We start from the raw sequence: 15,375 nt of genomic DNA, 5'->3' as shown, positions 1-15,375 counted from the left end.
CTCAAGGCGATCTGGAAAAAGAGCCGTCTGTTCCCGCACAGTGCCTTCGATGAAACCCGACATGCCGATCTCCCACCATGTCTAAGTCTACCATAAGGCCGAGTTTCCACACAGCCTCGGCTCAAAGCCGACATGCGGCGGTGCGGCGGGGGCGGACTCCTGGCCGGCATCAGCGGCCGTCGCTCTCGGCCCAAAGCATTCGTACCCCGCGCCGGGACCGACCGGTTCCACTCCTTTGCTGCGGCTGCAAGAAAGCTCTCGTCGGCGCGGGAAGTGGTCATTCGCCTATATCACAACTGCAGCGCGGCGCGTTCGGCCGCTGCCTTTGCTGCAGCAACTTTGGGGGCACGCCGATTTCGGACGGCGTTTACATGCTCAGAAGCTTCTGTTTCCGGTCGGCCACCATCAAAGGGCGGCTCTGGGGCGTATTCCAGCGTGAGCATCATCTTTCGCACCCATCCCTCGTCCCGGATCTTGGCCGCAACTGTCAGGCCAAGATCGATGCCCGCGGTAACTCCGCGCGAGGTGATGACGTTGCCGTCCTCCACCACCCGGCCGTCGCTCACCACGGCGCCGAAGATCGGCAGCAGGTCTTTCACGTACCACAGGGCGGTCGCTTTCTTGCCGGTCAGCAGCCCGGCCGCGCCCAGCACCAGAGCGCCGCTGCAATTCGAGGTGACAAACCGCGTCTTGCCGGCACGGTCGCGCAGGAAGTCCAGTGTTTCCGCATCTTCCATCAACGCAGTCGACCCCGTCAGGCCGCCCGGAACGAACAACACATCCGACTCCTGTGGGCAGCTGTCGAAGGTGTCGGTGGGGGCAAGCGACAGGCCGAGGTCGGTGGTCACGGCAGTCTTTGATTTCCAGACGAAATGAAGTTCGCCCATCGTCAGGGAAAAGGTCGTTGCAGGGCCGACCAGGTCCATCATGACCATGTCCGGATGCAGCAACATGATATAGCGCGGTCTTTCTCGTGAGGGAGGTGGAGGTGCGTCGGCGGCGGCCTGCTGCATCTGGCCGAGCAAGGTAGCAATGGCGATGCCCGACGACAGCGACGCGTTGAAAGTTCTTCTGTCCATGTGTGATGTCCTTTGATGCTGCGTGACCCGCCCGGGGAAAAACCGGACGGGTGCCGGAAAGCTCAGAATTGAACCGTGGCATTGACCAGGAAGGTGCGTGGTGCGCCGCGCGAGATACCGGAGGTGAGACCGCCCGAAGCCGATGACCAGTAGTCTTCGCCCAGAACGTTTTCGACCGCCGCGCGGAACACGACCGGGGATTGCACTCCACGGCTCCAGAGATAGCGCATTCCAATGTCATACCGTGCCCAGGCATCAAGTTTCTGGCTGTTTGCCTCGTCGGCAAATTGGCTGCTCATGTAGCTTGCACGCCCGGTCAGGGTCAGGCCGTCAACGCTTGGCAGATCCCATTCCAGTGCCACACTGGACTGAAATTCGGGCGTACCAACAGGGCGGTTGCCATCGAAGGTGCCGTTGGCGGTGCGTTTCAGTTCGCTGTCCAGAACGGCCAGACCGCCGAGAACGCGCAGGCCTTCGGTGGGCTCGCCGTAAAGGCTAAGCTCGAGACCCCTGTTCTCCTGTTCGCCGTTCAGGTCGAAGATCCGGCTGACCGGATCGGTAATCCCGCTGGGCTGGCTGATCTGGTACAGGCTCAGTGCACCGCCCCAATTCGCCGTTTCGTATTTCACGCCAAGCTCGACCTGCTCTGCTGCGAAGGGCGCAAAGATCTCGCCCGCGTTGGCGGCGCTGAAGGGGGCGGTGGGTCCGGACTGAAGGCTTTCAGCGTAATTGGCGTAAACTGAAATCTCCGGCGTCGCACGCCAGACCAGACCGACGCTGGGCGAGAACTTTTGGTCATCATATGCCGTGCCCCTCCCGAAATTCTCGGTTTCGATCCGCTGGAGCCGACCGCCGAACGTCAGGAGCACCTGATCACTGAAGAGGCTCATGGTGTCGGCCAACGCGAGGCTGGTGAAACGGCTGCGCGCGGTGTCGCCAAGAGTGCTGAGACGGATCGAAGATCCCGGCGGCGGGGCAGCGACGGCGCCGGGCGTGTAGAGATTGGAACTGCCAGACGTCAGCGGCCCGCTGCGGGTCGAGGCGATCCAGCGGTCGTCTCTGGTCGCGGCAATCACGACCCGGTGGCCGACGGCTCCGGTGTTGAAGTGACCCTTGACCCCGGCCTGTAGGACCCGGCCCCTGTTGCCGGACGGGAAGCTGTATCCCGTGACGTCGAAATCCCCGTTCGCTTGCAGGTTCGACGGCGCCGCGTAGATGCCTTCTGTCTTGGACTCTTCATATCCGAACCGCGCGAAACCTGTCCAACTGTCGGAGAAGTCGTATTCGACACCGGCGATGGCCGCCATGTCGCGCGTGTCGTAGTGGGCCCAAGGATAGGAAAGGTTGGCCGAGGCCTTCGGTGCGTCGGGCACCTCCGCGCCAGGGGCCAAGGCATAGTACCAGTCGGGTTGGTCGAAGCTGGTTTCCTGATAGTTCAGGTCCAGGCTCGCACGGAACCTGTCGTCTTTGTAGTCGAGGGCCGCAGCAACCGATCCGATACCCTCGGATTGCCCGTCAATCGCAAGGTCGCCGCCTTGCAGCACGAGGTTGGTGCGGACACCGAACTGACCGTCGCTGAACCGCCGCCCCCAGTCGAGATGCGCGCTTGCCTGCGTGTCCGATGCAACGCCGAACGTCAGCTCGCGCGTCTCGGTCTCCTCCGCGCGCTTGGGAACCACGTTGATCGCGCCCCCGATGGCACCTCCCATGGCATAGCCGTTCAGGAAGCTGTTGGGCCCCTTCAGGACTTCGATCCGCTCGTAATTCTGCGGCAGGATGCGCTGATTGGGGGTCATCGCTGGAAGCCCATCGAACAGGGTATCGTAGCTTGAAAACGTGAAGCCACGAAGACGAAACGCATCCCGGTAGGAACTGCGAGGCAGGGCGAGGGTCACTGCCGGATCGTTCTGCACCACATCGGCGAGGGCTCGTGCCTGCTGATCCGCTGCCAGTTTGGAGGTGAAGCCCTGCACCGCAAAGGGGGCTTCCAGGGTGCTGCGCGCTCCCATCAGGCCGAGGCTGGCCCCGTCGGTGACCTGCCCCCCAAACGCCGGGCGGACGTCGTCGCTATTGCCGGTCGCGTGGATGGTGATCGGATCAAGGAGTATGGCCTCCTGCGCCGACAGGAAAGAAGCGTTCAAAGCCGTGCTGGCGAGCAAAAGCCCCGCCAATGTGATTGGTCGTTTCATGGTCTCTCCGACATAGAGCTGGGGGACACGCGTTCGCTCGACAGCAACGCGTGCAAAGGTCTGGCGAAGGCGATCCGGATAGCGGGATCGCGCGTCAGTCAGCCCCGTGTCGGTGGTCCGCGCGTGTTGCGCGACGTGTCACGCGCCTGAGCTTTGCGGTAGAGATCATCGTGTTGCTGCCAGTCCTGGCTTCCGACGAAGCGCCGAGAGATCGTTTGCGGGGACGGAACTGATACGTCGGCCACCAGATGACAGAAGGGGCAATGATGCGTGGCACCGGTGTGGTCACCGCAGATCTCGTCCGGCGACAATCCCGTCGCGGCGATCTCCGCCCGTTCCACGTCTTCCTGCCCCGGCGCCATCATCGCGGCGGACAGAACGCTTCCCACCATCAGCAAGATGACGGCAAAGAGTGTGACAGAGATGTTTCCCGATCGCGAGCTCATGGCATCGGCGTACACGTACGTATAAGAGACTGCTAGGATTTTCGCGCCGTCGTCGCCAAGAGAGCCTGAGATGCAACGAAGTTGGCTCAGGTGACCATTGTAGCCTTCCGATGCAGAGCTGGTGAATGTGCGGATCGGGCCTATCACGTCGTCGAGGACGCTGACGCAGAACCTTGCGAATATGGATATCTGTGAGGAGCCGCCGTTCTTGACCGGCGTAGCGCGCGCGCCTCCCTCAGTGTCGATCACTCAGATCCGGCGGGTGGGCTTGGCGGGACGTCCGCGCACTCGCCCCTTGGGCATGCCGAGGCATGCACGAACGACGGGTCAGGGGAAGCTGCGACGCGGCGCCTGAGATCGGCGACGAAGTCGGCGCAGTCATAACCCTTGTAGGCCCCGGGCGTCAGACGTCGGGTCGAGCCCGGAGAGTGGCAATTGATCATTTAGAGGGCCGTCTTGCGCTCGCGATGGCCGTCGGCGTGGGTCATTTCCGCCTGCACGACGAGGCCGTTGCGGTTCTCCATCAGCGTATGGCCCACGAAGCACAACATCGCTGCCGCGCCTGGCGCTACCTACAAGGACGGGCATCGGGGTTCGTGACCGAGGCATGGATGACGTTCGAGCGCATCTCGCGCCGGAAGCTCACCTCGGCGTTGCAGGGCTGTCATTGCGGGCGAAGGTGGTGAGAAGCATCTGATGAAAATCAAGGTTCATGGGATATTGATGGCCGAACAAGTAAAGAAAGCTCGGGCCACAAGCTGCCATCGCGGTCGCTATTTGCTGTGCCGCTAGAATTATGTCCAAGTCCTGCCTCCTTAGCAATCAAGATATATCAAATATGACATTGACAGTTCCAAATATGAAATGATAGGAGGTCGATCAGGGAGGAAACGACATGGCAACTGTTTCGCTGCAGGGCGTCCGAAAGGACTTTGGGAGCCATACTGTGATCGCGGATCTGGATCTCGAGATCTGCGATGGCGAGTTTGTTGCATTGGTCGGGCCGTCTGGCTGTGGAAAGTCCACATTGCTGCGGATGATCGCCGGGTTGGAGGAGTTGACCTCGGGCGCGATCCTGATTGGTGACGAGGATGTCAGCGAGAAGCTGCCTAAGGATCGCGACATCGCCATGGTGTTCCAATCCTACGCGCTCTACCCGCACATGAGCGTCAGGGACAACATGTCTTTCGCCCTGAAGCTTCGCAATCAGGCACCGGGACAGATCGACGAGGCCGTCAATCGCGCTGCGGAAATCCTGGGCCTTACGGAGTATCTCGAGAGGCGACCGAAGGACCTGTCCGGGGGGCAGCGGCAACGTGTCGCCATGGGGCGCGCGATCGTGCGTTCGCCCAAGGTGTTTCTGTTCGACGAGCCCTTATCGAACCTTGATGCCAAGCTGCGGATCACCATGCGCGCCGAGGTCATCAAGTTGCACCAGGCGCTTAAGACAACGTCGGTCTACGTCACCCACGATCAGGTCGAAGCGATGACCATGGCCGACAGAATCGTCGTCATGCGCGCAGGACAGATCGAGCAGTCGGGCCGTCCCCTGGACCTTTATGACTATCCCAACAGTGTCTTCGTCGCGCAGTTTATAGGGACACCGACCATGAACATCCTCGAAGGCGAGGTTCGTGATGGCCGCTTGAACCTCTTCGATGGGGCCTTAGCCATGGATGCGCAGGGCTTGCCGGATGGTGACCTGCTGGTCGGGATCCGCCCCGAACATGTGAAGATCGTCGCAGGCGATCAAGGACTGGTGGAAGGGACGATCGAACTGGTCGAGCCGATGGGCAACGAGACGATGACAAGCTGCAAGATCGGACAGATCCCGCTGCAGACATGCGGAACTGACCGCGTCGCTGCCCGGCCAGGCGCCAGCGTCCGGCTGGATTTTGACCGCGAGAGCCTTCACGTCTTCGATGCGAGGACCGAGATGCGCGTGCAGCCCGCCAGCAGGCAGATCCGGGTGGAGGCGGTCTCGTGAACATCATCACCATCCTCATCGACAGCCTGAACCGCGATGCCCTGTCGATCTACAATCCCGAAACCCGTGTCCGCACGCCGAATATCGACCGTCTGGCGGCCCGGGGGACGGTATTCGACAATCACTTCGTCGGCAGCCTTCCCTGCATGCCCGCGCGCCGAGAGATCATGGCAGGACGGAAAGAATTCCTGTGGCGTCCATGGGGGCCGCTGGAAGTTTTTGATCCGCGTCTGGCGCAGCTGATGACCGATGCGGGCTTCAGAACCGGGCTTGTGACGGATCACTACCATTACTGGGAGGAGGAGGCGAACGGCTATATTGAGCATTTCGAATCCGCCGATTATGTCCGCGGGCACGAGATGGACCGTTGGAAGCTGGCCGACATGACCGCATCGGTGCCAGCCTGGGTCGAGCGCATGGGACGGTTTCGCGACGAAACCTATACCCGTCAGTATTGGGCAAACGTCAAGGATTTCCGTGGCGAGGAAGACTACTTCCCAGCGAAGGTCTTCAAGGGCGCCGCTGATTGGCTGGACGCGAACGCGGCAAAGGGGCCGTTCTGGCTGCATGTCGAGAATTTCGACGTCCATGAACCGTTCGATGCGCCCGAGCCATATGCCTCGATGTATACAGACGACCCTTCGGCGCGCAGCCGCTTCACGGTCTGGCCGCCGTACCAGAAGTACGATGCCCTCAAGGAGTTCATGTCACAGACCTCGGAAGAAGAACTGGAATATATCCGATCTCAGTACGAGGCAAAGGTGACGATGGCCGATCGCTGGCTGGGCCATCTGCTGGACCGTCTGGACACGCTGCAGCTTTGGGACGACACGGTCATCATCTTCACGACGGATCATGGCCACGATCTTGGTCAGCGGGGCGTGTTTGGGAAGCAGTATCCCCATTATGACAGCCACGCCAACATTCCCTTGGTGATATGGCATCCGGACCATCCAGGAGGCGGCCGGCACGAGGTTCGACTGTCACAGACAGTTGATATCTTCGCGACCACACTGGATGCGGTGGGGGCGCCCATCCCCCCGGCGAACCGGCACAGCCGCAGCCTGATGCCATTGCTTCGTGATGAGGCCGAACCGGTCCGGGATGCGGTGATCTATGGCACATTCGGGCAGGGCGTCTGCATCACGGACGGTGACTGGACGCTGTTCAAGTCACCCGTTCCCGACATGCCGCTGCATGTCTACAGCACGTTCATCGCGCGGCCCCTGATCGTGGACAATCCCGTGGACGGGCGCGTCGGGCGGCTGCCGACACCGCCGGTGGACCAAGGAAACTTCGACGAATCCGTACCCTATCCGATGTGGAAGATGCCGGTGAAGATTGATCCGCGCAGCCATCAGGATTTCCTGTTCGATCGCCGTTCCGATCCTGCCCAGACCAGCAATCGCTGGGATGACAGGGTGGATGTGCGCCAGTCAATGCTTCAGGCGCTGCGCGCACTGATGCAGGAAGAAGGAACGCCCGACGACCAGTGGGAGCGCCTGGGCCTTGAAAAGCCCATCTCCGCGCGGCTGGATCAATCGCAAGGCCTCGCGCAGACTGATGCGGCTTCGATGCCGCAACAGGGAGGATAGGCAGAATGGCGCAAGACGACAGGCCGACCACGCCAAACGATCGCATGCTGATGGTGTTGGAATACCTCAGCGGCGCCAAGCAGGCACCGGTGAGGCAGGCCGACATGGCGCGTGATTGCGGAATTTCGCCAGCGACGCTGAGCCGGATCATCAATGTGTTGTCGGAATGGGGCTATGTCCTGCGCACCAACAAGAACCAGGTGATCGGGAATTTCCGGTTTCAACGCAATGTCAGAATGAGCGAAAGCTATCAGCTTTTCCTGAACACCATGATCACCGAGATCGGTGCCCAGCACAATCTGGTCGTCGAGGTCATCGTGAACGCGGGCAACGACCTGTTCTGGCAAAGCTCGACTGCACCCAGCAATCGAAGCTTTTCTCTGCGCGCCCAGCCAGGCTTTCGGCGTGGCCTGATGGAACTGGATGTTCTGTCACGGCTCTATCTCGCGAGGCTGTCGGGCGAGCAGTTGCGGTCATTGTTCGATCGCGTGAACTTCTCGACCACCGGGGTTCACATGAAGCTGCTGAGCGAGCCCGAGGCGCTGGAAGTGATCGAAGCGGCGCGGCCGAAGCTTGTCGACTGGGATTTCGATGGCAACCGACAGGGCATCCGTCGATTTGCAACTTACATCACCGATCCCGAGGGCAATTTCGCACATCTGCTTTCGCTGGCCGAACCGGCGACTCCGACGCGTGACCGTTCGGCTCACGAGGCAGAAATTTCAGAGATTCTGAATGTGGCGCGAACGCGCCTCATGCAGGAGATGGGCCGAAAGAGTTCATCACCACCTGGCCGAGGGAACGTGGAGGAGCGCTTCGCCGGCTGAGCCAGTCCACGAAAAGGGGGGACCATGAAAAGCTCAAGGACTTGGAAAATCGCGATCTCTGTCGCGGTCACGGCCATGCTTTGCCAGACGGGCAGCGCATGGGCGCAGGAAGAAGAGATCAGCGTGCTGATGTTCTCGCTGCCAGTCACGCGCGGGATCGCGGAATTGACCGACCAGTTCGAGGAAGAAACCGGCATCAAGGTCAATGTCGAGGTGGTCGGCCAGAACGTGTTCGAGAACCAGGTGATGCTTGCCTTTACCGGGCGCACGGGCGATCTGGACGTCGTTCATGTCCCCGCAATCCAACTGCAGCGATGGGTGGCTGCCGGCTGGCTGACGCCAATGACCGACAAGGTAAATGGTTCCGATAACGCAGCGGGCTTCTTTCCATCGGCTCTGACGACCTATGATGTTGCCGGTGAAAATTACGGACTGCCTATGTTCGTGGAAACCGGGCTGATGGCCTATCGCACCGACCTTATCGATACTCCGCCCGCAACATGGGAGGAAACTAAGAACACTGCTGCAGAAGTCCATTCCGACGCAACCGCCGGCATCGTGATGCGGACGTCCCCGGGACAGGGGTTCAACATGTTCGTGCTGCCGATGATCACCCGGGCCTATGGCGGCAAGTTCTTCGCCGACTTTCCCGGCGATATGAGCGTCGTCGTCGACAGCCCAGAGAACTTGCAGGGGTTGGACCTTTATACCGCGATGCTGACCGAAAGCGGTCCTCCGGGCGTTTCTAACATCAACTACCCGGAAGCCGTTGCCCTGATGCAGGCCGGAGGCGCGGCGATGTTCATTGATGGAACGTCGAATGTGGTGCCGACCCTCGACCCCGAGACCAGCAGTGTCGCCGACAAGATCGGTTTGGCTCCGGTTCCGGAAGGGCCGGCCGGAAGATCGCCGGCGATCGCCGTTCATGGTCTGGGCATTCCGGCGTCCTCATCGAAGGCAGACGCGGCCTATCGCTTCATCGAATGGGCAACCAGTGAAGATGTTCAGGCGCAGATCGCGATCAATGAATCCTATCCCGACTTTACCCGTCCGGCCGTCGGCGAGCATCAGGATGTGGCGGACAAATACGCCGCGATCAATCCCGACCTGATCCAGCTTCGTTCCGCATCCTTGTCCGACACGATCCCCAACTATCGGCCACTGATCCCGCAATGGCCTGAAATCGGGGCCGCGATCGGAGACAACGTGAATTCGGCGCTGAACGGCATCATAACGAATGCCGAGGCACTGAAGAATGCGCAGGCAGAGGTTCAGGAAATCCTGGATCAGTAACCGCCGCGCCGGGCCCGTCCTACCGATCCCTTGGCGCGGGCGGGCCCGATAATCCCCTACGGTTCCGGCAATCGAAAGGCTCATGTGATGCAGCATCACGCTACAGCGACAGGGCTGGGCCCGGCCACGTCCTTGTCAGGCACAGCGACTTTGCGGCGGCAGAAGCAGCGCGAGTATCTGCGTTTCATCTATCCGACGATCTTTCTGGTTGGTCTGTTTTCATTCCTTCCCCTGGTCGGGATGCTAGCCCTTTCATTGACCGACTATCACCTCATCAACGGCTGGGGCGGCACCTGGGGCCTGCAGAACTTTGCAAGGCTGGTCTTGGATGCCCGGTTCCTGAATTCGATCTATGTCATGCTGGCGCTAAGCATCGGCGGGGTGGCGGTGCAACTGCTGGTCGGCACGGCGATTGCGGTCGGACTGGATCAGATCGTGCCAAGATGGAAGATCGCGCGCGGTTTCTTCACGATCCCTTTCGCCGTGCCTCATGTCGCGGTCGCGCTGGTCTGGCTGTCGCTGTTCACGCCTACCTTGTCGCCGATCAACGCAGCGCTGGATGCCGTGGGCCTGCCGCAGCCGACATGGTTCTCATCCCAGACCGGCGCGATCTCGGCGATCGTGATCGCCGATACCTGGGCCAATTTTCCGTTCGTCATGCTGCTGATCCTGGCCGCGTTGCAGGGCGTCCCGCGCGATCTGAAGGAAGCCGCCGCCATTGACGGTGCCAGCCAGTTGCGGACCTTCTTCGTCATAACGTTGCCGTTGCTGAAGCCGGCCTTGCTGCTGGTCACGCTGTTCCGGTTCATCGAGACCCTGAAGCATTTTCCGCTCATCTACGTCATGACCAAAGGCGGTCCGGGTCGCTCGACGCAGGCTACCAACTACTACGCCTATGTGCAGTCTTTCGAGAATTCGAATGTCTCTTACGGCGCCGCCATTTCGGTCACGCTGTTCATCTTTGCCGGCTTCGCAAGTTTCTGGGTGGCCCGCATCAATTCGAGGATCAATTCATGATCGACCGTCGCACGGGCTATCGCTTTGCTCTTGGCCGTTTGATGATGATCGTCTTGCTGTGCTTTGCGCTGCTGCCGGTCCTCTGGTCGATCGTTCTGACATTCCGCCCCAAGATCAGCCTTTTCACACCCATCTGGGAGGCGCCGCTGGCGTGGTCTCTGGACAATTTCGGTGCCTTGGCGAGGTCTGATTTTCCAGCTGCGCTGATCAACAGCCTGATTACCGCAGGAGGGGCGACGATCCTTGCTCTGATCGTCGGTATTCCGGCGGGCTTTGCGCTCGCGAAGGGCGGGCTGCGCGGCACGTTCCAGACTTCCTGGGCGCTTTTGCTGCTGCGAATGGCGCCGCCGATCGGCATCGTATTGCCGCTGTTCCTGACATATCTCAACTTGGGACTGCTGAACACGCGCGTCGGACTGACTTTCGCCTACATGTCCCTGACGCTGCCATTCGTCGTCTGGTCGATGTGGACGTCGTTTTCGCAGATCCCCTCGGAACTGATCGAGGCTGCTGCCATCGATGGCGCGACCCTGCCGCAGATCCTGTGGAAGATCGTATTGCCGCTGTCGCGGCCCGGCGTCGTCGCGGCGGCCATTCTGGGCTTTCTGCTGGCCTGGAACGACTTCTTCTTCGCACTGATCCTGACACGTGGCCAGACCGCCACGGCCCCCGTCGCGATAATGAATTTCGTCTCTTACGCAAGTGTCGAATGGGGGGCGATCGCCTTGGCGACGATCGTCCTAACGCTGCCGATCGTGCCGGTCATCATGTTCGCCAATCGCTACATCGTTCAATCACTGGGAGGCGCGGTCAAAGGATGACAGCCAGGGACAATCAACAGACCGCCGAAAAGCGGCCCAACATCGTCTTCATCATTACCGACCAGCAACGCGTTGATACGATCGCGGCAACCGGACATCCTTGGATGGAGACGCCCAATCTCGACCGCCTCGTGCTTGAGGGCACCTATTTCTCGAACATGTATGTCACCGCGCCATCCTGTTCGCCGTCGCGCGCATCGCTGTTCTCAGGAACATATCCGCATACGAATGGAGTTTTTCGCAATGACGAGACCTGGTCCTATTGCTGGGTGGGCGAACTGGCCAAGGCCGGGTATCACTGCGTCAATGTAGGCAAGATGCATACCTATCCGGTCGAGGCTCCCTTCGGTTTTCACGAACGGCACGTGACCGAGAATAAGGACCGCAGCGATCCTACAGTGCCATTCTATCTCGACAATTGGGACAAGGCCTTCTGGGCGCGCGGCTTGACGAAGCCGGACACGCAGACCTACAAACATCGGCAGGATTACCGCAGCAGCTTGGGTGCGTTTGTCTGGGATCTGCCCGAAGATCTGCATTCCGACAATTTTGTGCCCGCTATGGCCTGCATGTGGCTTGATCGATGGGATGGCGACAAGCCGTTCTTTTTGCAGGTCGGAATACCGGGTCCCCATCCCCCCTACGATCCCGTTCAGAGGTGGTTCGAACGCTACCTTGCCAAGGATGATCTGCCCGAGGCGATCCGCCAGGATATTCCGGATCTCATCGAGCCCGTGCGTAAGCTGAAGAAGAAACATGAAGATTCGCAGTATGATGCGGTCATTCACATCCCGGATCCGACCGCCGAACAACTGCACCGCCAGCGTGCGGCCTATTTCGCAAATGTCTCGATGATCGACGATCAGGTCGGCAACATCATCGACGCGCTGGAGAGGCGGGGGGCGCTGCAGGACACCATCATCATCTTCACGTCCGACCATGGAGACTGTCTCAACGATCATGGCCTGTCGCAAAAATGGTCCATGTACGATCAAAGCGTCAAAGTTCCGGCAATAATCTGGTGTCCCGACCGGATAGGCGAAGGCGGTACCGTGTCGGACCTTGTCTCGCTTATGGATCTTGGTCCCACGGTCTTGGAACTGGCGGGCATTGAGCCACCTGAATTCATGGAAGCACAATCCCTGTGGGGCTATGTCGAAGGCAGGGATGTTCCGAAACGTGACGCGGTCTTCTCGGAACAGGCGCGCGACATGATCGTTCAGGCCAGCGAATTTCAGACCATGATCAGGACTGATCGTTGGAAGCTGGTCCACTATGTAGATTACGATACTGGGCTTCTCTTCGACATGCAGGCCGACCCTCGCGAGGTAAACAATCTCTGGGATGAGGCTGAGCACGAGATGACGAAACAGCGCCTGATCTGGAGGATCCTTCGTTGGCGTGTCGAAAGCGCGCTCAAGACCCAATCTTATCACCGTCTTGCGCGATCAACCGAGCCAGTTCCTTCCTAGTCGGACACAGCACTTAACGATCAGACCATGCCTCATCGACATCATGGCATAGCCGTCAGCGCGCGGTTGAACTGGCTTCGTCGCCGGGTTTTAGCGCGCGGCAATGCGATCGGGTTCCTATTTCTGGCGACTCTGATCGGGGCGTTGGCGGGGGGGGTGGTCAGCGGGGTGAGCCTGGCGTCGCATCTGTTGCATAGCCTGCTGTACGGCGTTTCCTTCGCCGCCGGGCTCAGCGGGGCAGGGTTGGCGCGCGGACCGGCCTTGGTGCTGGTGCCGGTGCTTGGCGGCTTGCTGACGGCTGTCTTGATCCACCTGCGCCGACGCCGCGGCAGCATAGTCGATCCGATCGAGGCCAACGCCCTTTACGGCGGGCGTATGTCGTTGACCGACAGCATCTGGGTCACGCTGCAAAACCTCGCCTCGAACGGGTTCGGCTTGTCAGCGGGACTCGAGGCGGCCTACACGCAGCTGTCCTCGGGTCTCGCCTCGAAGCTCGGGCTGAAGCTGAAGTTGCGGCGCGAGGACATGCGGGTGCTGGTCGGCTGCGGCTCGGCCGGGGCGATAGCGGCGGCTTTCGGCGCTCCGCTGACCGGAGCCTTCTACGCGTTCGAACTGATCATCGGCACCTACAGTTCAATTTCGCTGGCACCCGTGATCGCGGCGTCAATCGTGGGCATGCTGGTTTCTCGCGCGCTGTCCGGCAAGACATTCGAGATCGAGATAGGTCATATCGGGGCGATTACGGCGGCCGATTTACTGCCTGCCCTGCTCCTTGGCGGAATCAGTGCGGGTCTGGGCATCCTCGTGATGATCGGGGTAGTGCGGACCGAACGCTTCGCCTCGGCTAGCGGCATACCGTCTTGGCTGCGTCCAACTATCGGAGGCGCGCTGGTTGGGGCCATTGCGCTGATTACGCCGCAGGTCCTGTCCTCGGGCCACGGCGCGATGCATTTTAATTTGGAGAATGATGTTGTCTGGACGATGCTGCTGCTATTGTTCGCGCTGAAGGCTGCCAGCTCGGCACTGACCATCGGCTCGGGCTTTCGCGGCGGTTTATTCTTCGCCTCGCTGCTGCTGGGTGCGCTGATCGGCAAGAGCTTCGCGATCCCGATGGAATGGCTGCTGCCGGGCATGCTGTCCTCGGCCGCCTTAGCTGTGATCGGTATGAGTGCGTTTGGCGTCGCGGTGATAGGCGGGCCGCTGGCGATGACCTTTCTGGCGCTGGAGGTGACCGGCGAGTTTCCGATCGCGGTGCTGGTCCTGGCGGCCTCGATCACCTCGTCGATGGTGGTGCGGCAGACCTTCGGTTATTCCTTCTCGACGTGGCGGTTCCATCTGCGGGGCGAGACGATCCGCAGCGCCCACGACGTCGGCTGGATCCGTAACCTGACCGTCGACCGGCTGATGCGCCGCGATCTGCGCACCGCGCGGGTCGGCATGAGCCCCGAGCAGTTTCGCGAGGCCTTCCCCTTGGGATCGACCCAGCGCGTTATTGTCGCCGATGACGTAGGACGCTATGCTGCGATGGTTCAGGTCGCGGAGATTCATGCCGATGCCGGTGCGGCCGATCCGCGACCCGCACTCTCGGATTTCTTCCATCAGCAGCAGGATGTCTTGCTGCCCGGAATGAACGCGCGGCAGGCGGCAGGCCTGTTTGAGGCCAGCCGATCCGAGGCGCTGGCTGTCGTCAGCGATCGGGTCGAGCGTCGAGTGGTCGGCCTGTTAAGCGAGGCGCATACGCTGCGCCGCTACAGCGAGGAACTGGACAAACAACGCCGCAACATAATCGGTTCGGCTGAATGAGGCATGAGGGACGATGGACCAGAAGTCAGGCGCATCCGGATGCTGCGCAGTCGCGGGGCAGGGCGGGAGACGAGATGATGAATACTTGGCCTATGCCCTTGCGGTGCCGCGCGCGCCGGCCCTTGTGACGGCTCGGCTGCGGGAAAGTCTTCTACCGATCCCCGGCGGCATCTTTGAGATGGGCGCCCGCAGATCGACCTTCGCCGCTGATCTCGACAGCCCGCGCCGAAAGGTGAAGCTGGCACCGTTCCTGATGTCGCCCACGGCGGTCACGAACGCGGAATACGCGGATTTCGTTGCGACGACCGGTTATCGGAGCGTCGCAGAACAGGAAGGGTGGAGCTATGTATTCCATCTGCTGCTGGAAAATCCGGCCGCCCATCCGGTCAGTCCGCCCGGCTTGCCATGGTGGCGCAAGGTTGATGGCGCCTGTTGGCACATGCCTGAGGGACCGGGATCGGACACCAGCGCGCGTGCCGATCATCCGGTGGTCCATATCACATGGTATGACGCGCTGGCTTATTGCACTTGGGCGGGTCTCGCGCTGCCGACCGAGGCACAATGGGAACGGGCGGCGCGTGGGGGGCTGGCGAAGCGCAAGTTTCCTTGGGGCGATGAATTTTGCCCCGGCGGCGTATTCGCAATGAACACCTTTCAGGGCAGCTTTCCCGGTCATAACAGCGCTGCGGATGGCTGGATCAGTACTGCCCCGGTCGATGAGTTTGGTCCCAATGGCTACGGCATGTTCAACATGACTGGCAATGTCTGGGAGTGGGTCGCGGACCGATTCGGCCCGCTGCCCAAGGCCGCCCGCCTGCCAATCGCCGATCCCACAGGTCCTTCCGT

At 60.8% G+C, this 15,375-nt stretch carries 12 protein-coding genes and 1 pseudogene; 9 read left to right on the top strand and 4 right to left on the bottom strand.

The features are described from left to right. Positions 1–290: 290 nt before the first annotated feature. The 4 genes and pseudogenes from MU516_RS19070 to MU516_RS19055 form a co-directional block, all read right to left on the bottom strand. Positions 291–1,079, bottom strand: coding sequence for a DJ-1/PfpI family protein (locus MU516_RS19070; RefSeq protein ID WP_260278795.1), 789 nt, complete (start codon positions 1,077–1,079; stop codon positions 291–293). 62 nt (positions 1,080–1,141) lie between these two features. Further along, positions 1,142–3,268, bottom strand: coding sequence for a TonB-dependent receptor (locus tag MU516_RS19065; protein ID WP_260278794.1), 2,127 nt, complete (start codon positions 3,266–3,268; stop codon positions 1,142–1,144). A gap of 98 nt (positions 3,269–3,366) precedes the next feature. After that, positions 3,367–3,963, bottom strand: a complete 597-nt coding sequence (locus MU516_RS19060) for a DUF2946 domain-containing protein (RefSeq protein WP_260278793.1) — start codon at positions 3,961–3,963, stop codon at positions 3,367–3,369. 92 nt (positions 3,964–4,055) lie between these two features. After that, positions 4,056–4,369, bottom strand: a pseudogene (locus tag MU516_RS19055) (IS5/IS1182 family transposase); the annotation flags it as partial. Positions 4,370–4,609: 240 nt separating this feature from the next. On the opposite strand from MU516_RS19055, the gene MU516_RS19050 reads away from it, so the two are divergent. The 9 genes from MU516_RS19050 to MU516_RS19010 all read left to right on the top strand — a co-directional run. Further along, positions 4,610–5,701: an ABC transporter ATP-binding protein gene (locus tag MU516_RS19050; protein WP_260278792.1), complete on the top strand. Its 1,092-nt coding sequence runs from the start codon at positions 4,610–4,612 to the stop codon at positions 5,699–5,701. Continuing rightward, entirely contained in the window at positions 5,698–7,296 is a 1,599-nt protein-coding gene (locus tag MU516_RS19045) for a sulfatase (RefSeq protein WP_260278791.1), read from the top strand. Before MU516_RS19050 ends, MU516_RS19045 begins: the two co-directional genes overlap by 4 nt. A gap of 5 nt (positions 7,297–7,301) precedes the next feature. After that, positions 7,302–8,123, top strand: a complete 822-nt coding sequence (locus MU516_RS19040) for a MarR family transcriptional regulator (protein WP_260278790.1) — start codon at positions 7,302–7,304, stop codon at positions 8,121–8,123. Between the two features lie 24 nt (positions 8,124–8,147). Continuing rightward, positions 8,148–9,416 (top strand): ABC transporter substrate-binding protein, encoded by a 1,269-nt coding sequence (locus MU516_RS19035; protein ID WP_260278789.1) that lies wholly within the window; start codon positions 8,148–8,150, stop codon positions 9,414–9,416. A gap of 87 nt (positions 9,417–9,503) precedes the next feature. Beyond that, complete coding sequence (locus tag MU516_RS19030) at positions 9,504–10,433, top strand: carbohydrate ABC transporter permease (RefSeq protein WP_260278788.1); 930 nt, start codon at positions 9,504–9,506, stop codon at positions 10,431–10,433. Then, the gene (locus MU516_RS19025) at positions 10,430–11,254 is read left to right on the top strand and encodes a carbohydrate ABC transporter permease (protein WP_260278787.1); all 825 of its coding nucleotides are present in this window, start codon (positions 10,430–10,432) and stop codon (positions 11,252–11,254) included. The genes MU516_RS19030 and MU516_RS19025 overlap by 4 nt, the downstream gene beginning before the upstream one ends. Further along, complete coding sequence (locus MU516_RS19020) at positions 11,143–12,726, top strand: sulfatase family protein (protein WP_260278786.1); 1,584 nt, start codon at positions 11,143–11,145, stop codon at positions 12,724–12,726. Before MU516_RS19025 ends, MU516_RS19020 begins: the two co-directional genes overlap by 112 nt. Before the next feature lie 27 nt (positions 12,727–12,753). Then, the gene (locus MU516_RS19015; protein ID WP_260278785.1) at positions 12,754–14,529 is read left to right on the top strand and encodes a chloride channel protein; all 1,776 of its coding nucleotides are present in this window, start codon (positions 12,754–12,756) and stop codon (positions 14,527–14,529) included. Between the two features lie 85 nt (positions 14,530–14,614). After that, positions 14,615–15,375: SUMF1/EgtB/PvdO family nonheme iron enzyme (locus MU516_RS19010; protein WP_260278784.1), on the top strand; the 761-nt coding region annotated here is incomplete at its 3' end.

The sequence above is a fragment of the Paracoccus maritimus genome (assembly GCF_025195095.1).
Taxonomy (GTDB): Bacteria; Pseudomonadota; Alphaproteobacteria; order Rhodobacterales; family Rhodobacteraceae; genus Paracoccus; species Paracoccus maritimus.
This window is presented reverse-complemented; position numbering and strand designations above follow the sequence as displayed.